The sequence below is a fragment of the Rapidithrix thailandica genome (assembly GCF_039710355.1).
GTDB classification, from domain to species: Bacteria; Bacteroidota; Bacteroidia; order Cytophagales; family Flammeovirgaceae; genus Rapidithrix; species Rapidithrix thailandica.
In genome coordinates this window covers 385,594-405,000 of sequence record NZ_JBDKWZ010000006.1, presented here as the reverse complement: position 1 = coordinate 405,000, position 19,407 = coordinate 385,594, and the positions used below count along the sequence as shown (strand labels likewise).

The window sequence follows — 19,407 nt, the reverse complement described above, 5'->3', positions numbered from 1 at the left end:
TTATAGCATATACCAAAGAAACATTGCTTTTCGAGCCTCTTTTGCTTTACAGGCATGTTCCTTTAATTGAGCAATCAGCTCCATTGCTTCCGGCAGTTCCCAAAGTTGCATTTCGTCAGTTGCTACCCATACTTGCGCTATTTCTTTGATTTTGGATGTATCCAATTCAGCATAAGAATTCATCACGAGTTCGGGAATTAAAAATACCCAAGGACCTTCGTATTGATCCCCTCCGGCTAATTGAAACGAACTTTGAATTTCATTGGAATACTTCTTATTGGTAATACTACAATAAAGTGTAGAAAGGGTAATGGAATCCAGATTTCTTGCTTCCAAGGTAGGCCATTTTTCTGAAGGTGTTTCCGCCTCTCCTATTTTTTCGCCTTCGTGAACATCGGCAATGATGATATCAGAAAAATTTCCCATAATGCTTAATTGTTTTAATGTATTGATTCGTATAGAAATGTAAATTCGAAAGATAAAGCTCTCTCTTTAATGCCTTTTGGGTGACAATCTTTCCACCTTGTAAATATCCTCTAAAACAGATTTTGTCAACCCATTTGATACACTCAGATAACAATAACTACCTCACCTGAGAGGGTTTATTATATTGTGTGCCGGAGAAAATATCTTTGTACACAAAGTAATATAAAGCAAAGGCAATATGCAAAAGGTTATTTTCCCGGTAATTACGCAAATTCTTTGTCCATGATGGAAACTATCCTTGCCAAGTTTATGACTTTTGGCATTTGACGATTACTAACGGAGTAGTCTCCTCTGCGAATTTTTCCGAATAAGGAACCAAAGCTTTTATATTGGTGAAACCAACCGTTTTCAAGAGCTGAGAAAACGCTTGAATCGAATAAAGTCGCACCTGTATGATTTCTGTTTCCGTCTTGACGATCTCTCCCTTAGTGATTTTTTGATACTCGCATTTTGTGGTTTCGAACTGATTGTCCGCATCATATTCGCTTGTACTGGTCAATCGGATTTTTGCATTGTCTCCTTGTATTTCCTTTGTCATGGTTGACGGGCCTACCGAAGCCGAAGCGGGAGTCTCTATTTCAATGATTAATTGTCCATTTTCCAGCAATTGATCAAAAAGGTTTTTCAATGAAATCAACGCTTCCTGCCGGTTTAAGATAAGGCCAAAAGAGCCGGAAGGAATAAAGATCAATCCGTATCTCCTGGGAAGTTCCAGTTCCTGGAGTTTTTGAAGATAGAGCTTGGGTTGTAATGCTTTGGCTCTTCCTTTTAGCTCACAACTTTCTAACATTTCAGAGGATGCATCTGTCCCGTCAATATCTACGTTTTTTTCCATTAACGGAAGAAGAAACCGTCCCGAACCACACATGGGTTCCAATACGGGTTGTTTGTGGGTGTGGATTTCATTCAGGTAATACGCTATGGCCTCTTGGGGGGCATTGGGTTTGTCCAGGTCATAAAACGCTGTACAAAGCGATTTATAGGTGTCAATGAGCGACATTTTGATACAAAAATTATGGTTCGTTTTTTATGAAAGTTCGAGCAATTCCCTCCATCGAAGATAATAAGATATGACCGGATAAACGGTATCATAAGGACCAAAATACTCAAACTTTTTGCGATTTTGTATCTTCGAGGCCTTACAAGTGGAATAAAACCAGGCAAGAGGCCGGATTCGTTGCGTAGTTTCAAATGGCTAAAGTCGAGCTTGATTTAAAGACTTTCATAAAAATACGCTACACATATCCCTTATATTTTTGAATAGTCTTCCTGCCTAAGTAAATTCGAAGCGATAAATATTTCCCGTCGTGGAGGAACCATCGTGGAACAGCCATCGTGGAACAGCCATCGTGGAACAGCCTCAATAGAAAACAAATCAGACAAGTATAAATTTGAGAGTATATCTGTCTTTTGAAAAAAATAGTGTCATAAAAACAAAAGCAAATGAAAGCAATCGTATTGAAAGACTTTGGAGGAGTGGAAAATTTTGACCTTCAGGAAGTTGCTGTTCCTGAAGTCAAACCCCATGAAGTATTGATCCGTATTAAAGCCACGGCATTTAATCCTATTGACTATCAAATGCGTCAGGGGTCTACAGAAAGTAAATTATTGAAATCGCCTATTTTAGGCAGGGAGCTTTCCGGGGAAATTGTAGAAACTGGTGAAAAGGTTACTCGTTTGCAAACAGGCGATAAAGTGTCGGCTTATGTGGGTAGTCTGGCCTCCAACGGCACCTACACCGAATACATCAGCGTGCCTCAAGAGCTTGTGGCGAAAAATCCAGACAATATATCCTTTGAAGAAGCCGCGGCTTTGCCCATGGTGGGAATGACGGCTTTACAGTGTTTCAAAAGGGTGGATATCCCCAAAGACAAGCCTGTTTTTATTACGGGAGGAGCCGGAGGAGTAGGCACTATTCTCATCAAATTGCTTTTGGCAAAGGGTAACCAGTCGGTTTATACTACCGCCGGAAATGAGCGCAGTATTGCGCACTTAACCGGACTGGGTCTTCCTTCTGAAAATATCTTCAATTACAAGCAGGATGATTTGACTTCTGCCGTTCCATCCCGGTTAGGCGAACAAGCTCTGGAGTACTGTATAGATTTGGTGGGGGGTAAACTGTCAGAACTTTGTGCCGGTCTGTTAGACGTATACGGCACTTATGTGGATATCACTTTCCTGACTACACCTGAAGCCAGGGAACTACTATTTGATAAGGCAAACATCATTGTCAATGTTGCCAATTACGCACATACGTTAAAGAAGGGGGAAATGGACCTCTCATATTACGGAGAATCCTTGCAGGAACTGTTTCGTCTGATTGAAAACGGAAATATCACTCCGGCAGCCATCAATACGGTGGGTGAATTAAGCGTAGACACGGTAAAAAAAGCACATACTTTGATGGAAAACAACCAAACGAAAGGGAGTAAATTAGTCATGATCAATTATTAATTTGCACTCTACCCTGGTGTATGAGTAGTAGTGCCGGTTTCCGGAATGAAAGTAAATGCCGTTACTGCTTATGCACTAGGGCGTTATGTGTTTTCATAAAATGTATTACTATATGGATCTTCAAACAGAAATAGCGATAAGCCGGATACAAGAAAAAGATGCCTTTGCTTTTTGGACGATGATCGAAAAGAATAAAGAGCATATACAAACCTATTTTCCAAAAACTTTAAACCAGTTGTATGACCTTGCGTCAACGGAAGAGTTTGTAAGAAGTAAAATTGAGGAGTATGAAACCCGAAAGGGGGTTTATTTCAGCTTAAAGAAAGGCGGAATGATGATCGGGATGGTGCATGTAAAAAATATTGACTGGATCATCCCTAAGGGAGAAATTGCCTATTTTATTGACAAGGATCATCAAGGGTATGGAATTATTTCGTATGCTGTGAGTTGGCTTGTAAACTATTGTTTTACGGAAATGAAGCTGGAAAAAATATATGCAAGAGTAAGCCCCGGGAACCTTGGAAGTAAAAAAACTTTAATCAAAAATGGTTTCCGGCAAGAAGGTCTTTTACGGAAAGATTACCGTGACGGAAAAGGAAACCTGACCGATACGGAATACTATGGGAAAGTAAAAGAAAGTTGAGAGTTGCTTCAAATGAAAATGATGGAATTACTGACTAAGAGCATGTTTAAAATTCGTATTTGGTAGCGAAACTTTCAAGTTCTTAAGAAATTATTTTTGATGGTCCGACACTTCAAAGGTCCGACTATTCGAAGAATAGTGGAATTATTTGACCGGGTGCCGGCCACCGGAATGCCGGCCACCGGAATGCCGGCCACCGGAATGCCGGATCACTCAAAAATGATGAACTGAGGTTCCTGAAATGGGAATTTGCAGTCCACAAGATGAAATTTAAACATGCTCTAACACTCGTAAAATGAATCGATAATATTTATTTAATTTTTACCTTCCCTTGTTTTAGGACAAGGATCATATGCATATAACGGTCAACATTTCTATTGCCAATTTTTGCACTATCCCATTCTTGACTTTCATCCAATATTGCTATAACTTTTTCAATATATTCGGAGTTTTCACGGTCAGTGTGAATAAATCCGGAAGCTTGCCCTTCACAATTGATAAGGAACATTAAATGAGCAGAGTATCTGAGTTTTTTATCAAATTGAAGCTCGTTGTTAAGGGTTTCTTCAAGTGCATCCATACCCGGTTTATAGGTGGGTTCTTTAGTAACAAAAAGATATATACTATCTTGATTACATGCTTGGCTCAAATCAACTTTTCTTTCCTCAATCAGTTCTCCGGATGAATTTCTGATATTAAAACCTGATTGTCCGAATGCGAAAAGCTGAATCAGAAACAATAAACTGTTAATCAAGAATATGAATTTCATGTTTTTCGTCATTAAACTTATTAGAATATGGAGAATTTTCCTATTATTATTTAAATAGGGTAGAAGTCTGCAAACATACCCATTTTGAAATATTTTCAACTGAGTGAAGCCAAATCTTTATGATAACATAAGATAAAGTAATTGTATTTTTACACATATAATATACCGTTTCTTCTTACACTTTGCTATGTTTTGTTTGGCTTTCAATGTTAAAAGAAAAATAAAATATTTTTTGGATTAGCCTACTAATGCGGGAAACAATTGCCATGATAGAAGAGGTATTCAATGCTATTTTGGGTTTTATGGAAGAGTACGAGGTCGGGTTCATTTGGGGATCGATCTCTATACTTCTAGGGAAAAAATTGTGCGACAAACGCCATTGCATTGACTGATGATTTTACCTGTGACATTGAAAAGAATGAGGTGCTTCATTTGGAATACTATCGTCAGTCATGATCAATAAGTTCTGTAGACGCTAATAAAGTTCACCGCAATTATTTAGAAAAAGGAGATTGTCCCTTTTCGCTTAAAAAGCATCACTTCAAGTATAAAATTCTTCCAGGGTTGTTACAATTTGTTTGACATTTCCTTTGTAAAAGCCGGCACTATTTATACAATTTATTTCCATGATTTTCCAGCCCTCGTAGGTCAAACAAATGTCCATTACGTAGGCGTCTGTCACATGATACCGTTTGGCCATTTCCCGGGCAAATAACAAGCCTTCCTCCGCTACCGTTTCTTCAAAGTCAATATTTCCGTGAAACCTATAATAGGAACTGGTAGCTACTTTTTGATCGACAATCCATACCCTGGCCTCTTTGATGATATGTTGTGGAGGAGAGACTTGGATCAACGTTTTAGCTGACAAGACGCGGTTGTTCTGATCCTTAAGCGAATAGTATACAAAATCTTCCCATTCGGTTTTGGAGAAGAGTTTTCCGGTAAACACTTTTGCCTCTTTACTGGGTTTTATAAAAAGCTGTTCATGGCTCCCCCAATTAAGATCATCTGAGAAGGCATAAGTAAGGCTGTCATGATTAATATGGTATTCCCCCATACCCTTTGGCATAATGCTCAAATTCATGATTTTTTCCATAAAATGAACCCGGTGTCCAATCAAAATCCCTGGTCACTTTAGCCAATTTCACCGCTCCGTAAACAAATACATCTTTTCGTGTCGTGCGGTAGTTAAAGATATTGCTATTCGGCTGGAATTCGACTTCTTCATAAGATAAACCCAAGTCCGTTACCGCTTTAAATAGTTGGTTGTACCCTGGGTCTTTAAAGACATTTTTCTGAATCAAATAATGTATTGTCTTGAGTAAATGAATATTTAATTAAGAGTTGAAACTATTTTAAAAGAAGCAAACAAAAGGTCTCTTTCTAAGTATGTAATATGTCGAAAATATATTGATTAGCCTCCTTATCAAATTCAACAGCTACTCTTGGAAAGGTGCAAACCGAAATACTTAGTCAAAGCCTCTTGAATTGTACAATATAAACCTTCTACTTGAAAGTGAGCATAGTTTATAGTAATATCATTGATATGAATATAGGTATTTGTTTTCTTACCCACTATATCTGTCAGGAGTGTTGAAATATCATTGATTCCTAATAAAGTGGTTTAAACTTATAGTTTTTGACCGAAAATGGAATCAAAATCGGCTCATCAAGACACTTTTTGAAGAGAATAGCCAAAGCTATTGTTGAAAAAAGTAAGACAGAGGAGGCGTTTTTGAAACATTTTTTAGGAAAAAGAAAAAGTTTAATTCACTTCAATGTTAACCACTTGAATTCTTCATCTGTAAGAAAAAAAGTTTTTCTTCTTATGAGAAATAAATGATCTTGAATTTTAGTTTGCAGGCCTTCCCTTTTTTCATGGTTTACGTCTAATTCCATGTCTATTGCTATGCCCCATGGCCCTTTTAAAAGTCTATATTGATAGTTCACTTTTACAAGTTTTTAATTAGTGGTCTTTCCTTATTTACTAGAAGCTCTTTTTTTAAGATAAAATATAGGGCCTGGTCAACAGTGCCGGAAATTACTTTTATCAGGCTGTACTTCAAAAATAGGAATGCATTCCGTATCCGGAAAATTTAATATAACGGGAGAGGGCATTACGTAAAACTTTTCTCTCCGTGACGATAGAAGCAAGAGGGCTCTTGAGTGTTTATGAAACATAAAAAAGCAGTTGCTTTTTCATACAACTGCTTCGCCAAACTTTATAACACAATCTAAGAGAAAGTATCCATTCAATTTAACCTGTGGATCCACCCGCTTATCTTTTGGCAACACTCCTCATAAGAGTGTTTGGAGTGTTCCCCACCCATTGCGGCACTGTTCATACTCAACACCTCAATTTCTGAAATACCAATGATCTTGAATACCGTTTTCAGATAGTCGGTTTGAAAATTCATATGTTGATAGAATTCACCTTTTTCATAGCCTCTTCCTCCTCTGACTAAAAGGAAATAGGCTTTTTTATTTTCCAATAATCCTACATACGGATTTTCAGGGGTTTCGGGATTAATGGCCAAGGTTTCATTCATGCGTAGTACCTGATCAATATAAGCCTTCAGAACACTTGGAATCGACCAGTTGTACATAGGAGTTGCTAAAACGACAATATCTGCCGCTTTGAGTTCTGTAACTAATGCATCACTTACTTTCAGTGCGGCTTGATCTTTTTCGGTTCTGTGTTCTTTGGGTTTAAAGGCTCCTTCAATCCAGGCTTCCGTAATATGAGGAATGGCGGTCTGCCCTAAATCCCGTTGAACAATTCGATCTTCCGGGTATTTGGAAATCCAGTTTGTAATAAATTCTTTTGATAGGCTTCGACTAAACGAATCAGCGCTTCTTGCACTTGCATTGATCACCAGAATATTGTTCATTTTTTATGTTCGGATTAGAAATTTATGGATTATAAGCGGACTACCTCCGCTTTTTTGGGAGGTGTCGTGCTTATTACCTTGAAACGGGTTTTGAATTTATTTCTCAGAATTGAGCCTTAATGCAAAATGGTGAGCGACCATTTTATACGACTGGTTTAAATACAAGCGGTGTGCATCGGTGAGTGCATATCCACTGTCAAGGATCACCGCATCTTTCCGTAAGGATTCTGCTTCTTTTTGAACATGCTTCAGAAGTAAAGTTGCCAAGCCTTTATTTCTGTGTAAAGGGGAGGTGCAAAGGTCATCTAAGTATAAGATTCTTCCGTTATGTAAGGTCGTCATAGAGCGGTAACCGGCATAGGCAAGCACCTGTTGCTTTTCATCCACCACTACAACGGCTTTGTATTGATCCTGCTCCAACATTTCGGTCACGAAAGTGACAAACTTTTCCTCTTGAAATTGAGGGCGGAGATGTTGGACTACTTCCCAACATTGTTTGATTTCTTGTGTGGTGCGTATCGATTTAATTGAAAAATTTGTTTCCATCTGTCTTTCAGTTAATTCGTTTTTGATGGAACAAAAGTAGAATGTAAAAACACAAGTTTCGTAGCCCAGTTTTCAAATCAATAATGGCCCAAAATCAAGATGTCAATCCCTTTTTTAAAATGTCTAAAGCTGTTATTATTTCCTTTTCTTGTAAAGAAGCAAAGCCCAAGCGTAAAGAGTTTTCGGAAAATACTTCGTTTTTATAAATTTCAGGATTGGGAATGTCCATACCATGTTTATTTACTTTTTGTACAACATCCATTAGGTTAATATCCTCATCAAAATGCGTCCAAACCGCCATTCCACCTTCGGGAGTTGTAAAGTGGAGAGAGGAATGAAAATCGTCTTTTAAAATCCGGCAAAACAGATCCCGCCTCTCCTGGTAAATTTTAACCGATTTCCTGAAATGCCGCTCCATTTCTCCGTTGTCGTACATTGCCGACAAGGCTTCTTCCAGCAGTGTATCTCCTTGCCGGTCGATCAGACTTCTTACGGATGTGGCAGCATTGATAAAATCAGACGAACCGGCCAGGAAACCAATGCGAATACCCGGAGCAAACGTTTTGCACAAGGAGCCAATATAGAGTACGGATCGGTTATGATCTATACTCGCCATAGGCAAATAGGGTTTGTTGCGGTAGTGAAAATCAAAGTCATAGTCATCTTCAATGATGGCAAACCTGTACTCCTTGGCCAAGTTTAATAATTTCAACCTCCTTTCCATCGATAAAGTAACGGTAGTGGGCCAATGATGATGTGGAATAATATACACGGCCTTAATTTTTTGGCTTTGTAAACATTCTTCCAAATAGTCGGTATCCATACCTTCCGCATCTACCGGAATGCGTAACAGGTTAGCCCCCCGGTTTTGAAAAGTGTGATCGGCTGCAAAGTAGTTGGACATTCCTACTGCAATGGTGTCTTGGGGGGTTAACACTAATTCGGTTACCAAATAAATTCCCATCTGACTCCCCTTTGTGACCAAAATATCTTCGGGATCAACGGTGAAGCCGCGAGTTTTGGATAGATAATCGCTAATGGAATTGCGTAAATTTTTTGAGCCTTTGGGGTTTCCATACTTAAGATAAGACTTTCCGTAATATTTTTTTGAAATGCTTCTGTATTCCCGCATCAAAGTATCTATAGGGGTTAGGCGTACATCCGGAAAGCCGTCATCAATTTTCAACCTTTGCTGCTTGTACTCCGTTGTGCTTCTCAATCGCAACGTGTTGGGTTTATTCCATACAAAAGCCTCTTTCAGATCCTCTTCACGGGGGGCATCTACCAGTGGTGCCTGCATGGTTTCAGGCAACTTGGACAGCACAAAAATTCCGGTTCTATCGACCGGTTCGGCCCACCCTTGGCTAATCAATTCGTCATACGCAAGCTTTATCGTATTTCTGTTTACCCCTAATAACCCGGCAAGTTTTCTGGAACTTGGCAATGCTGCTTTGGGTTTGAGTAAACCTTTGGTAATAAGTGCGATAAATTGATTGCAAAGTTGAACATATACGGCAACGGAAGAATTACGATCGAATGAGATTAAAGATTTGTAGGGCAGCATCTGGACTATCTTCTTTGTGGGAAATACCATACAAAGATAATCCAATACAAGCATAAATAGGAATGGAAGATATGTTGATCGTGGTCAGTTCCCTCACAGCCGGTTTGCTAATGTGGCCCGTACCTCCATCAATAGTTTTCCCAATAAGTTTTTTCCTGTCCAGTTTTTTTGATCAAACCTCTTGTCATCCTCTTCCGCTAACCCGATACCCCATATCAAATCCGTAGGACTGGCTTCCGCTAAAAAATTATCCCCGGTATCCAATAAGTATTTTTTTAATTCCGCATTTTGTGAAAACTTAGCCAAGTTGCCTTGATAAATGATTTCTTCACGCTGGTTTACCCAAATGTCATTTTTAAAGTAACGGATCTGCCGGCCTAATTTACGTTGAATATTTGCCCGGGATTCCTCTAGGATTTGCCGGGCCTTTTCTTCATCCTTAAAAAGTATCGCCTTAGAATACATCATCCATTGTTCACAACAGTTAAAGGTGATTTTACCTATTTCAAAATCCGAATAATACCATTGGGATAAGGGATGGTGATAACCGTAAAAAAAACTCATATTCTAATTTCGAATTCATAAACGTTAATTGTTTTTAAATCAATAGTTTACCTGTTGTAATATTTTTATTCCCTATAATAAGAACCGGAGGTAAAGTCAATAATACAAACCTTTTTACAAGTAAAGAAGCAAATAGCATTTGTGATACTTGATTCCAATATATTTTACGGCTTAAAAGGCAGTATCTTTAACTGGCTATGAGGTATTTTTGATGGTATTGGAATTATCAAAAAAACAAGTTATGAATTTAAATCAAATTACTGTTCCCTCAGGGGATTTATCTAAAGCGGTTCCATTCTACGAAAAACTGGGCTTAAAACTGATTGTGGAAGCTTTGCCGCATTATGCAAGGTTTGAATGCCCTTCCGGTAAGGCCAGTTTTTCTATACATCAAACAGAAAAACGACCCGAAGGAGAGGGGGTTTGGGTGTATTTTGAATGTGAAAATCTGGACGAGTATGTCAAGGAGCTTATCGACAAGGGGGTAGCATTTGAAGAGCTCCCCAATGATAAGCGCTGGCTTTGGAGAGAGGCAAGGTTAAAAGATCCGGATGGTAATCAACTGATTTTGTATTATGCGGGAGAAAACCGTTTAAATCCTCCATGGAGAGTTAATTAATTACAAAGGGAGGCTGTGACTTTTCTCTTGTTTGAGAAATTCGTAATGAGCCAACGTGTTTTGTTAAATGCTACCTATATAACAACAACAAGTTTTAGATGGGTATACCCGTTTGAGAAGTTATAGAACTTGTATAAATTGCTGCCTTTTGTACTGATAACGAATATATCGATAATTGGAAGGATATACATCAACAACCTCCTTTACCATATTCGATTCGTGCCATTACAGCCACTGCAATCTTGATGTATCCCTTGCAAAAAATGGTTAATATCTTTAAGGACAAACCTGACTTATTACAACTTTGTATTGATTTATCTCAAGAGATAATTGAAAAGAAGCGAGAGCATTATGAAATACTTACCATCAAATCGCCTTCAGATAGATATTCATACCTTTTAGAGAACCGGAAGCAATGGTTGTTCGAAATTTCTTTAACGGACTTGGCAAAGTATTTACATATTAGCAGAGAAACACTAAGCCGTGTCAGAAATAAGCAGTTGCATAAATAAGTATTACAGAGGGTTTTTGCCCTTATTTTCCTCGCTCTGATTTTTGTGGAAAAAACAAAACCGGAGCGTCCCTTTCTGTCGGTTTTCGGACTTCATTTGTTGTGGAAGGTTATTGATACCGGGCGTTTCAATTGCTTTTTTTCGGTAAATAGAAGTTCAATGGATTTATGCTTATAAAGGTCAAAAAAATCAGGAAATAATAACCAGATATTTGGAAATTTAGTGAATTCGCCTAATTTTAAGAATCAAAATGTAAACCCTGACCATCATAATACAATTCTTGCTGTGGCACGGTGCTATGGAGATTGTTCTTGTGATGTACCTACACTACTTACAAAAAATTAAAACCGATGGACAAATTATCAAGGTATAACCAGAAGCTTCTAGCCGTTATCGGAACGGCCCTTCTTGCTGCGGCTGCAATCTCTCTCATTACCGGACTTGGCGCGTTTGTTATTTCTCTGATGGACACGAATGGCTCTCAGGATAACGGATTAAGAATTCAACAAGCCCATTCGAACGGAAGTGATTCCGTGGAGTTTGTGAGAACCCAAGAAATTACTTTTGACTCACCCTTGCAGCTGGATACTGCCCAGGCAAAATATATCATCCCCGTAGGGCAAGTCAATTTGAAAACCGAAGAAAAAGTACGGGTGGAAAGTGGTAGGGGACTTAAATTTTCGAGTTTTAACTATTACTACGAAGCCTATGCCGGGCTGTTTAACAACTTTATCTATTATGACCATCCTAAAAAGTTTACAAAAAAAATATTTGATGAAAAAATTGCCATTACGTATTGGTCTTTCCTGAAAAAGGATGGTGTTGAAGTGTTGCTTTTCAAAGGCACCACCACAGACGATAATGCAGATAAACAAATGGATGACAATGATTATCAAACACTCTTTGCGTACTACCTTGCTGACGATACCTTAATGAGGTATGAGTTTGAAAACAAAACTGTCCTTGGCTTTCAACCGATGCATAAGACAGATCTCGTTTCCATTCAACTCGGGGTAGACAAGGACAAAGATTTTTTCTTTGATATAAACAATGAACCACAAGAAATTACTACCTTAAATGTAGTGTCAAGAAGCATTCAAAATGTGATTACGGGCGATATAAAAACAGAAATCCAAAATATCATTGATGGTATAGGTAAATAAAATGCCGCATCCTAATGGTATGCCTTTTCCTGTATCTTCTCTTGTGGTGTTGCTATGCTTCCCAATAAGTACTTATCGATAGCCTTTTTGGCAAGAAGCAGTAAAGGAATGGCGGCAAGTGAAAGAAGCAAATAGCTGATGGCCATCCCGGATTGGCTGTCGATAGTCAATAAACTTATGATACTGTAGCTGGCTATGGAGGTCATTAAGTAGCTCCCCCCACTCGTTAGCCCACTGGCAACTCCGGCATGTTGGGGAAACCGTATTAAACAATAGGTGAAATAAACATTATATACAAAACCGGAGAGCATATGCATTACAAAAACAAAACCCATAAGGGTATAGATATTCGAAACATAGTTGCTCGATACAAACATAAATACGGCTACACAAATGGCAGCGATGATCCCGTAAATCAACTTCGGGAAAAATGCATAGTGACTTATGGATTTACCCAGTATGCCCCCGGTCATCAGGCCGAAACCGGAAATCAGTGCACAATAGCCTGTGACCACGGGAGTGAAATGAAAACGGTTTTCAACAAGAAACGGAGCGGTCATCCCAAATACCATGACCATGCTGTAACAGAGCCCCAATATCATCAAACCGATGGAAAAGTCCGTACTCTTCAGCACATGGGCATATGAAGACAGAATGCTTTTCCGCTTGAATTTCTTAGGACTTGACAAGGTTTCTCCGGAGAAAAAACATTCGATAATCAAAGTTACCAAGGAGTAGGCCCCCAGTAAATAAAAGTTGGCTGTCCAGCCAAATCCTTTTTGCAGGTATCCTCCGATAAAGGGGGCTGAAATAGGCGCTACAGACCATACAATGGTAATTAAACTGGTGTAATGCTGTAGTTTTTTTCCGCTGTAGATGTCCACTAGGAATGCACGTTTACCTACCACTATAAAAGCCGTAGCAATTCCTTGTATCACTCTCATACTATAGATAAAATAGATGTTATGGATGACTGCAATGGCAAAACTACTCAAGGTAAACAACAGAAGGGAGTACAATGTCAGCCTATACCGTCCGAAACTATCGACAATACTTCCTGTAAACAGTTGGGTAAGCCCATAGCTAATCAGGAAGCAAGTCAATGTCAGTTGGATACCGGCACTTTCTGTATGAAGTTCTTGCTGCATTTCCGGGAATGAGGGAATATACACATCTATGGCCAGTCCGGATAGCGGTATTAATAAAAAGACAGATAATGTACTGATACGTTGGTATTTTTTGTTGTATGTTTTCATGGAAAGGAGGTTTAAAAAATCTGAAGGGACAAAATTATCGAGACCTCCTCGTTGAAAAAATAATCAATTCAAATCAAAAATTAAATAAATCAAAGATTCTCTGTTATTTTGGTTTTGTATTGCTTTGGGCTGATTTCCATATGTTTTTTGAAAAAAGCGTTGAAATGTTGGGGGTATTCAAAACCCAGGCTGTTGGCAATCTCAAAAATCCGCCAGTCGCTGAACTGCAATAAATTCATGGCTTCCGCCAGGATTCTTTCCTGGATCAGACCGGAAGTTGTTTTACCGGTTTGTGATTTGATGCTGTGATTCAGATGGTTGACATGGATGTGCAAAAACTCCGCAAAATCCGCCGGGGATGTAAGCTTGAGTGAGGCGGTGGGGGACTCTATCGGGAACTGGTTGTCCAGGAGTTCCATAAACCTGGCGACCAAGTCTTGAGGTTGATTTTCCGGGTGTTTTTTATGGTCTGATGTTTTTATTTTAATCCCCGTGTAGATAATCAAGTTAAGAAGATCTTGTAACATAGAGTCCCTGAAAGGGAAATTACTATAATATTCATTTTGCATCAGGGAGAAGTATTGTTGTACCTGTTGGTATTGAGCTTCTTCCAGGAATAAAAAGGGGTAGATATCTTCTTTGAAAAGTGAAAATAATTTCCGGAAGGATTTTCGAAGGCTAGGGGTGACAAAGTATTCGTTAAACAAACAGGTATAGCCCTCTTGTTCGCTGTCTAAATTTTGCCAACCGTATCGGATGCTCCGGTTTGCGAAAAACAAGGCGGGCTTGTCGATCATTACCTCTCCTTTTTCAGTAAACAACACTGCCTTGCCTTTTGTAAGAACGATCTTATAGTAGTCCCTCCGGAGAAAATTCAAGGCAGTAAAACAGTTTTTCCTTTTGAGGATATTAAAATGCGCAACCACCCCGGTTGAGGATAATAAATCCTCCGGTATTTTTTTATAACTATGAGCGTAATAATCTTCCAGCGTTTCTTTCTTTTCCATTTTACAAAAGTATAAAAATCAAATATATGTGTACAACGATTATCTATCAAAAAGACTTTGTTAGTTTGTGTGATTTACTACAATGTTTGATCAAGAAGTCAACTTTGAACCTTTTTCTGTTTTCTACTATACAGGCTGTCAATTCTAGTGCAGAACAATTATCTTTAGTAAGATGCAAGCCAAATAGGTTATATTGTTAACCTTACCTGGTTTGTAGTATTTTTTTTTAAACTCAAAGTGAATCAAAAATGAAAACAGTTGTTTTTTGCGCGATACTTTTTGGAATATTAACTGCATGTGATCAAAAGTCCAAGCCTTCTCAAAAGGCCAATGCATCTCCGGCTGAAACCGGAAGTAGAAAACTGGTGGACCTCTCCCATGATTTCTCCGATAAGACGGTGTATTGGGTCACTGCGGAACAATTTCATTTAGACACCCTCTTTAAAGGACAAACCTCCAAAGGATACTTCTATTCCGCGAATAATTTTTGCGCGGCCGAACATGGCGGTACGCATATAGATGCGCCCATCCATTTCTCCGAAAACGGACAATCGGTAGAGGAAATACCCCTTGAAAAGCTAATCGGGAAAGCGATTAAAATTGATGTTTCTTCCAAAGCGTTGGCGAACGCTGACTATCTGATAAGCGTGGAAGACTTTCTCAATTGGGAGAAGAAAGAAAATACTACTCTTCCCAATGGCAGTATTGTGCTGTTACAAACAGGTTACTCCAAGTACTATCCGGACAGAAGCAAATACATGGGCACGCAAAAGCGCGGAGACGATGCCGTTAAGGATTTACATTTTCCCGGCCTTTCTCCTGAAGCGGCCCAATGGCTCGTAGACAACCGGAACATTCATGCCATTGGCATCGATACCCCCAGCATTGATTACGGCCAATCGGAATACTTCAAAAGTCACGTGATTTTGCTTTCTCAAAACATCCCTGTTTTTGAAAACCTGGCCCACCTCGACCAATTGCCCACGATGAACTTTGAGATCATCGCTTTGCCTATGAAGATTCAGGGAGGTAGTGGAGCGCCCTTGAGAATCGTAGCCGTGATGAACGAGTGAATGTAGAGCTACTCACTATTTCACTCCATCACTCATTCAAAAAAAATAAAAACCTGGCCCATTTCGATCAGATACCTGCGATGGGTTTTGAGGTGATTGTTTTGTCCGTGAAGATTCAGGGAGGTAGCGGAGCACCCTTGAGAATCGTAGCCGTGATGAACGAGTGAATGTAGAGCTGCTCACTATTTCACTCCATCACTCATTCAAAAAATTTGAAAACCGGTCCATTTCGATCAGATACCTGCGATGGGTTTTGAGGTGATTGTTTTGTCCGTGAAGATTCAAGAAGGCAACGGAGCACCCTTGAGAATCGTAACTGTGATGAACGAGTGAATGTAGAGTTACTCACTCCATCACTCATTCAAAAAAAATAAAAACCTGGCCCATTTCGATCAGATACCTGCGATGGGTTTTGAGGTAATTGTTTTGTCCGTGAAGATTCAAGAAGGTAGCGGAGCGCCCTTGAGAATCGTAGCCGTGATGAACGAGTGAATGTAGAGTTACTCACTATTTCACTCCATCACTCATTCAAAAAAAATGAAAACCTGGCCCATTTCGATCAGATACCTGCGATGGGTTTTGAGGTAATTGTTTTGTCCGTGAAGATTCAAGAAGGCAACGGAGCGCCCTTGAGAATCGTAGCCGTGATGAACGAGTGAATGTAGAGTTACTCACTATTTCACTCCATCACTCATTCAAAAAATTTGAAAACCGGTCCATAACCGTAATATCAGTATCAGAACAATGAAAAATTATCAACCGTACTTTCCGCATGTTACCTACCCGTACCTTGGAGATGATTGCCCTCGTGGGGTGACGTATCATAGCGATCTGCCATTGGATACAACAAATGTAGAGATTCAAAAGCCCTATAAAGACATTGATAAAATCACCCGGTTGAAAAACATTGAATTTATCTATGTCAATAGGTTGGAGAATGAATGGGTGGAGTACTTCAAAACACTTCCCAACTTGCAACATTTGGTAATATCCCATTGCAAAAAACAAGAAGAACTCCCGTTACTTACGGACTTAAGAGCACTACGTGTTTTACAAATTATACGTTGCAACCAGTTGAAAAACCTGGGTTTTCTTGGGAATCTACCCAATCTACACTCACTCTGTCTGAGTGAACTGAAACAGGTAACAGACTTATCGCCTGTTGCACATTTTCAGGAGTTGAGAGAGCTTTGGGTAGACGGGTCAATCACAACGCGAGGGCCTAAACTAAAATCATTAGCACCTGTTGGGGAACTCAAGAAATTGGCGTTTTTTCATTTTATGCTGGATATTGAAAAGGAAAATAAAACGCTCTCACCTTTATTGAATTTGAGTGAATTGAAACATCTGCAATTGAACAATAGAAGATACAAAGCAGAGGAACTGGATCGATTGATTGAAGTACTTCCGGATTTAAAAGACATAAAATTTAATGCCGGAAGCACCTGGTTAAAGGATTTGAAAAAGTAGGATATAACAAGCGGTAAGGGAGCCTTTGTTTTACTGGGAAAGCACCGGAGGGATTTATTCCTTTTAATCAAAAGGAGGCCTGGAAACAGGCCTCCTTCTCAAATATTTTTGAGAGATTGTATTGAACATTACTTTAAGTCAAAGCGATCGAGATTCATCACTTTGTCCCAGGTGGCTACAAAGTCCTGTACAAATTTCTCCTGAGCGTCCGCGGATCCGTATACTTCCGCAAGAGCACGCAATTCGGAGTTCGAACCGAAAATCAGGTCCACACGGGTACCCGTCCATTTGAGTTCACCCGATTTTCGATCACGTCCTTCAAAGAGTTCGGCATCTTCCGAGGTTGGTTTCCACTCCGTACCCATGTCGAGCAGGTTAAGGAAGAAATCGTTGGTAAGCGTTCCGGGCTTATCCGTAAAAACGCCATGCTTTGACTGGTCAAAGTTGGTGTCTAACACCCGCATACCACCTACAAGCACTGCCATTTCCGGTGAGGTCAGTGTCAGGAGTTGTGCTTTGTCAATCAGTAATTCCTCGGTGGACACCGGGAATTTGGTTTTGCGATAGTTGCGGAAACCATCGGCAGCCGGCTCAAGAAAGGTGAAAGACTCTACATCGGTTTGTTTCAATGATGTATCCACGCGGCCCGGGGTGAAAGGTACCGTTACTGTATGCCCTGCGTTCTTTGCCGCTTTTTCCACCCCAACACAACCTGCTAACACGATCAGGTCAGCCAAAGAGACCTGTTTGCCTCCGGACTGAGCATCGTTAAATGTTTTTTGAATACCCTCTAAGGTTTTCAGTGTGCTCGCCAGTTGGGCGGGGTTATTTACTTCCCAGTCCTTTTGCGGAGCCAAGCGAATGCGTGCACCGTTGGCACCACCCCGTTTGTCGGAGCCCCGGAAAGTTGAAGCGGAAGCCCAGGCAGTAGAGACTAACTGAGATACCGGCATCCCCGCATCCAGTATTTTACCTTTCAAACCGGCAATGTCTTTATCGTCAATCAACGGATGCTTAACAGCCGGGAGAGGATCTTGCCAAATCAGTTCTTCCTTAGGCACTTCCGGGCCCAGGTAACGGACGAGTGGCCCCATATCGCGGTGGGTCAGTTTGAACCAGGCCCGGGCAAAGGCATCGGCAAACTCGTCCGGGTTTTCCATAAAGCGCCTGGATATTTTTTCGTATTCGGGATCGAACCGTAAGGAGAGGTCTGTAGTCAACATGGTAGGCAGATGCTTTTTACTCGAATCAAAAGCATCAGGGATGTTTGCTTCGGCATTTTTTGCCACCCATTGCTTGGCACCTGCAGGGCTCTTGGTTAATTCCCATTCATAGGCAAACAAGTTCTCAAAGAAGTGGTTGCTCCATTGCGTGGGGGTTTGGGTCCAGGTTACTTCAGGGCCACCCGTAATGGCATCCGGGCCTTTTCCCGTACCGTAGCTGTTTTTCCAGCCCAAACCTTGTTCTTCTATGGGAGCTGCTTCCGGTTCCGGTCCTATATGTTTCCCCGGATCGGCTGCCCCGTGGGTTTTACCAAAGGAGTGTCCTCCGGCAATCAATGCAACGGTTTCCTCGTCATTCATCGCCATTCGTTTAAACGTTTCGCGAATGTCAACGGCCGCGGTTACCGGATCACCATTTCCATTAGGCCCTTCGGGATCTACATAAATCAGTCCCATGACTACAGCCGCCAGCGGATCTTCGAGGTCTCGTTTTCCGGAATAGCGTTTGTCTTCCAGCCAAGTGGTTTCAGAACCCCAGTAAACATCCTCCTCCGGCTCCCATACATCTTCGCGTCCGCCACCGAAACCGAAAGTCTTAAACCCCATCGATTCCAAAGCAACGTTACCGGCCAGGATCAATAGGTCGGCCCAGGAGATTTTTTTGCCGTATTTCTGCTTGACCGGCCAAAGCAACCTGCGCGCTTTATCAAGACTGGCGTTGTCAGGCCAGCTGTTCAACGGAGCGAAACGTTGTTGTCCGCTTCCGGCACCGCCCCGGCCGTCACCAATGCGGTAGGTACCCGCACTGTGCCAGGCCATACGGATAAACAAACCTCCGTAGTGACCAAAGTCTGCCGGCCACCAGTCCTGGGAATCAGTCATTAGTTCATTGAGGTCTTTTTTTACCGCTTTCAGGTCGAGTTTTTTAAACTCTTCTGCGTAGTTAAAGTTCTCTCCCATGGGATTGGATAAGGAGGAGTGTTGGCGAAGAATATTCAATTTTAACTGATTAGGCCACCAGTCGCGGTTCCTCATACCACTACCTGCACTTTGTTTGGGAGGAGGACCTAAAAAAGGACATTTTCTTTCACCGTTTGTATTGCTCTCATGTGTTTTATTTTCCATAGGTGATAAAGTTTGTTTGGTTTCCAGGTTCTAATTTATAAA

The 19,407-nt window shown here is 40.4% G+C and carries 21 protein-coding genes; 9 read left to right on the top strand and 12 right to left on the bottom strand.

The window, feature by feature from the left end; translation table 11 throughout:
* Positions 1–426 (bottom strand): hypothetical protein, encoded by a 426-nt coding sequence (locus AAG747_RS13030; protein WP_346821613.1) that lies wholly within the window; start codon positions 424–426, stop codon positions 1–3.
* Between the two features lie 307 nt (positions 427–733).
* Positions 734–1,486 carry a class I SAM-dependent methyltransferase gene (locus tag AAG747_RS13025; RefSeq protein WP_346821612.1) on the bottom strand — a complete coding sequence of 251 codons (753 nt, stop codon included), beginning with the start codon at positions 1,484–1,486 and terminating at the stop codon, positions 734–736.
* A 443-nt stretch (positions 1,487–1,929) separates the two neighbouring features.
* Between AAG747_RS13025 and AAG747_RS13020 the strand changes: the two genes are divergently transcribed.
* The 3 genes from AAG747_RS13020 (at position 1,930) to AAG747_RS13010 (ending at position 3,814) form a co-directional block, all read left to right on the top strand.
* Positions 1,930–2,940, top strand: coding sequence for a quinone oxidoreductase family protein (locus tag AAG747_RS13020; protein ID WP_346821611.1), 1,011 nt, complete (start codon positions 1,930–1,932; stop codon positions 2,938–2,940).
* Between the two features lie 112 nt (positions 2,941–3,052).
* The gene (locus AAG747_RS13015; RefSeq protein ID WP_346821610.1) at positions 3,053–3,583 is read left to right on the top strand and encodes a GNAT family N-acetyltransferase; all 531 of its coding nucleotides are present in this window, start codon (positions 3,053–3,055) and stop codon (positions 3,581–3,583) included.
* Positions 3,584–3,682: 99 nt separating this feature from the next.
* Positions 3,683–3,814, top strand: a complete 132-nt coding sequence (locus tag AAG747_RS13010) for a hypothetical protein (protein ID WP_346821609.1) — start codon at positions 3,683–3,685, stop codon at positions 3,812–3,814.
* Positions 3,815–3,893: 79 nt separating this feature from the next.
* Here the strand turns inward: AAG747_RS13010 and AAG747_RS13005 are convergent, their stop codons facing one another.
* From AAG747_RS13005 to ybiA, 7 genes are all read right to left on the bottom strand, one after another.
* The gene (locus AAG747_RS13005; RefSeq protein ID WP_346821608.1) at positions 3,894–4,352 is read right to left on the bottom strand and encodes a hypothetical protein; all 459 of its coding nucleotides are present in this window, start codon (positions 4,350–4,352) and stop codon (positions 3,894–3,896) included.
* Between the two features lie 541 nt (positions 4,353–4,893).
* A complete protein-coding gene (locus AAG747_RS13000; RefSeq protein ID WP_346821607.1) occupies positions 4,894–5,436 on the bottom strand; it encodes an ATP-grasp domain-containing protein in 543 nt (180 codons plus the stop codon).
* A complete protein-coding gene (locus tag AAG747_RS12995; RefSeq protein WP_346821606.1) occupies positions 5,390–5,656 on the bottom strand; it encodes a hypothetical protein in 267 nt (88 codons plus the stop codon). Before AAG747_RS12995 ends, AAG747_RS13000 begins: the two co-directional genes overlap by 47 nt.
* Before the next feature lie 948 nt (positions 5,657–6,604).
* Positions 6,605–7,243 carry an FMN-dependent NADH-azoreductase gene (locus tag AAG747_RS12990; protein ID WP_346821605.1) on the bottom strand — a complete coding sequence of 213 codons (639 nt, stop codon included), beginning with the start codon at positions 7,241–7,243 and terminating at the stop codon, positions 6,605–6,607.
* 96 nt (positions 7,244–7,339) lie between these two features.
* The gene (locus tag AAG747_RS12985) at positions 7,340–7,789 is read right to left on the bottom strand and encodes a GNAT family N-acetyltransferase (RefSeq protein ID WP_346821604.1); all 450 of its coding nucleotides are present in this window, start codon (positions 7,787–7,789) and stop codon (positions 7,340–7,342) included.
* 94 nt (positions 7,790–7,883) lie between these two features.
* Entirely contained in the window at positions 7,884–9,353 is a 1,470-nt protein-coding gene (gene pdxR, locus AAG747_RS12980) for a MocR-like pyridoxine biosynthesis transcription factor PdxR (RefSeq protein WP_346821603.1), read from the bottom strand.
* Between the two features lie 93 nt (positions 9,354–9,446).
* Positions 9,447–9,917, bottom strand: a complete 471-nt coding sequence (gene ybiA / locus AAG747_RS12975) for a riboflavin biosynthesis intermediates N-glycosidase (protein WP_346821602.1) — start codon at positions 9,915–9,917, stop codon at positions 9,447–9,449.
* 241 nt (positions 9,918–10,158) lie between these two features.
* On the opposite strand from ybiA, the gene AAG747_RS12970 reads away from it, so the two are divergent.
* A complete protein-coding gene (locus tag AAG747_RS12970) occupies positions 10,159–10,536 on the top strand; it encodes a VOC family protein (protein WP_346821601.1) in 378 nt (125 codons plus the stop codon).
* An 862-nt stretch (positions 10,537–11,398) separates the two neighbouring features.
* On the top strand, positions 11,399–12,211 hold the full coding sequence (locus tag AAG747_RS12965) for a hypothetical protein (RefSeq protein ID WP_346821600.1): 813 nt from the start codon (positions 11,399–11,401) through the stop codon (positions 12,209–12,211).
* 11 nt (positions 12,212–12,222) lie between these two features.
* Here the strand turns inward: AAG747_RS12965 and AAG747_RS12960 are convergent, their stop codons facing one another.
* Both AAG747_RS12960 and AAG747_RS12955 read right to left on the bottom strand, forming a co-directional pair.
* Positions 12,223–13,467: an MFS transporter gene (locus tag AAG747_RS12960; RefSeq protein WP_346821599.1), complete on the bottom strand. Its 1,245-nt coding sequence runs from the start codon at positions 13,465–13,467 to the stop codon at positions 12,223–12,225.
* An 89-nt stretch (positions 13,468–13,556) separates the two neighbouring features.
* Positions 13,557–14,474 carry a helix-turn-helix domain-containing protein gene (locus AAG747_RS12955; protein ID WP_346821598.1) on the bottom strand — a complete coding sequence of 306 codons (918 nt, stop codon included), beginning with the start codon at positions 14,472–14,474 and terminating at the stop codon, positions 13,557–13,559.
* Between the two features lie 248 nt (positions 14,475–14,722).
* Between AAG747_RS12955 and AAG747_RS12950 the strand changes: the two genes are divergently transcribed.
* The 4 genes from AAG747_RS12950 to AAG747_RS12935 all read left to right on the top strand — a co-directional run bounded on the left by AAG747_RS12950 (position 14,723) and on the right by AAG747_RS12935 (position 17,017).
* Positions 14,723–15,547, top strand: coding sequence for a cyclase family protein (locus tag AAG747_RS12950; protein ID WP_346821597.1), 825 nt, complete (start codon positions 14,723–14,725; stop codon positions 15,545–15,547).
* Positions 15,544–15,714 carry a hypothetical protein gene (locus AAG747_RS12945; RefSeq protein ID WP_346821596.1) on the top strand — a complete coding sequence of 57 codons (171 nt, stop codon included), beginning with the start codon at positions 15,544–15,546 and terminating at the stop codon, positions 15,712–15,714. The genes AAG747_RS12950 and AAG747_RS12945 overlap by 4 nt, the downstream gene beginning before the upstream one ends.
* A gap of 321 nt (positions 15,715–16,035) precedes the next feature.
* Entirely contained in the window at positions 16,036–16,206 is a 171-nt protein-coding gene (locus AAG747_RS12940) for a hypothetical protein (protein WP_346821595.1), read from the top strand.
* A gap of 85 nt (positions 16,207–16,291) precedes the next feature.
* Positions 16,292–17,017 carry a leucine-rich repeat domain-containing protein gene (locus tag AAG747_RS12935; protein WP_346821594.1) on the top strand — a complete coding sequence of 242 codons (726 nt, stop codon included), beginning with the start codon at positions 16,292–16,294 and terminating at the stop codon, positions 17,015–17,017.
* Positions 17,018–17,145: 128 nt separating this feature from the next.
* Here AAG747_RS12935 and katG read toward each other — a convergent pair whose 3' ends face one another.
* Positions 17,146–19,365 carry a catalase/peroxidase HPI gene (gene katG, locus AAG747_RS12930; RefSeq protein WP_346821593.1) on the bottom strand — a complete coding sequence of 740 codons (2,220 nt, stop codon included), beginning with the start codon at positions 19,363–19,365 and terminating at the stop codon, positions 17,146–17,148.
* Between the last annotated feature and the right edge of the window lie 42 nt (positions 19,366–19,407).

Bases quoted from the DNA above. Each gene is read 5' to 3' on its own strand.
- AAG747_RS13030 (WP_346821613.1), bottom strand. From the start codon at position 426: ATGGGAAATTTTTCTGATATCATCATTGCCGATGTTCACGAAGGCGAA.
- AAG747_RS13025 (WP_346821612.1), bottom strand. From the start codon at position 1,486: ATGTCGCTCATTGACACCTATAAATCGCTTTGTACAGCGTTTTATGAC.
- AAG747_RS13020 (WP_346821611.1), top strand. From the start codon at position 1,930: ATGAAAGCAATCGTATTGAAAGACTTTGGAGGAGTGGAAAATTTTGAC.
- AAG747_RS13015 (WP_346821610.1), top strand. From the start codon at position 3,053: ATGGATCTTCAAACAGAAATAGCGATAAGCCGGATACAAGAAAAAGAT.
- AAG747_RS13010 (WP_346821609.1), top strand. From the start codon at position 3,683: ATGGTCCGACACTTCAAAGGTCCGACTATTCGAAGAATAGTGGAATTA.
- AAG747_RS13005 (WP_346821608.1), bottom strand. From the start codon at position 4,352: ATGAAATTCATATTCTTGATTAACAGTTTATTGTTTCTGATTCAGCTT.
- AAG747_RS13000 (WP_346821607.1), bottom strand. From the start codon at position 5,436: ATGAATTTGAGCATTATGCCAAAGGGTATGGGGGAATACCATATTAAT.
- AAG747_RS12990 (WP_346821605.1), bottom strand. From the start codon at position 7,243: ATGAACAATATTCTGGTGATCAATGCAAGTGCAAGAAGCGCTGATTCG.
- AAG747_RS12985 (WP_346821604.1), bottom strand. From the start codon at position 7,789: ATGGAAACAAATTTTTCAATTAAATCGATACGCACCACACAAGAAATC.
- pdxR (WP_346821603.1), bottom strand. From the start codon at position 9,353: ATGCTGCCCTACAAATCTTTAATCTCATTCGATCGTAATTCTTCCGTT.
- ybiA (WP_346821602.1), bottom strand. From the start codon at position 9,917: ATGAGTTTTTTTTACGGTTATCACCATCCCTTATCCCAATGGTATTAT.
- AAG747_RS12970 (WP_346821601.1), top strand. From the start codon at position 10,159: ATGAATTTAAATCAAATTACTGTTCCCTCAGGGGATTTATCTAAAGCG.
- AAG747_RS12965 (WP_346821600.1), top strand. From the start codon at position 11,399: ATGGACAAATTATCAAGGTATAACCAGAAGCTTCTAGCCGTTATCGGA.
- AAG747_RS12960 (WP_346821599.1), bottom strand. From the start codon at position 13,467: ATGAAAACATACAACAAAAAATACCAACGTATCAGTACATTATCTGTC.
- AAG747_RS12955 (WP_346821598.1), bottom strand. From the start codon at position 14,474: ATGGAAAAGAAAGAAACGCTGGAAGATTATTACGCTCATAGTTATAAA.
- AAG747_RS12950 (WP_346821597.1), top strand. From the start codon at position 14,723: ATGAAAACAGTTGTTTTTTGCGCGATACTTTTTGGAATATTAACTGCA.
- AAG747_RS12935 (WP_346821594.1), top strand. From the start codon at position 16,292: ATGAAAAATTATCAACCGTACTTTCCGCATGTTACCTACCCGTACCTT.
- katG (WP_346821593.1), bottom strand. From the start codon at position 19,365: ATGGAAAATAAAACACATGAGAGCAATACAAACGGTGAAAGAAAATGT.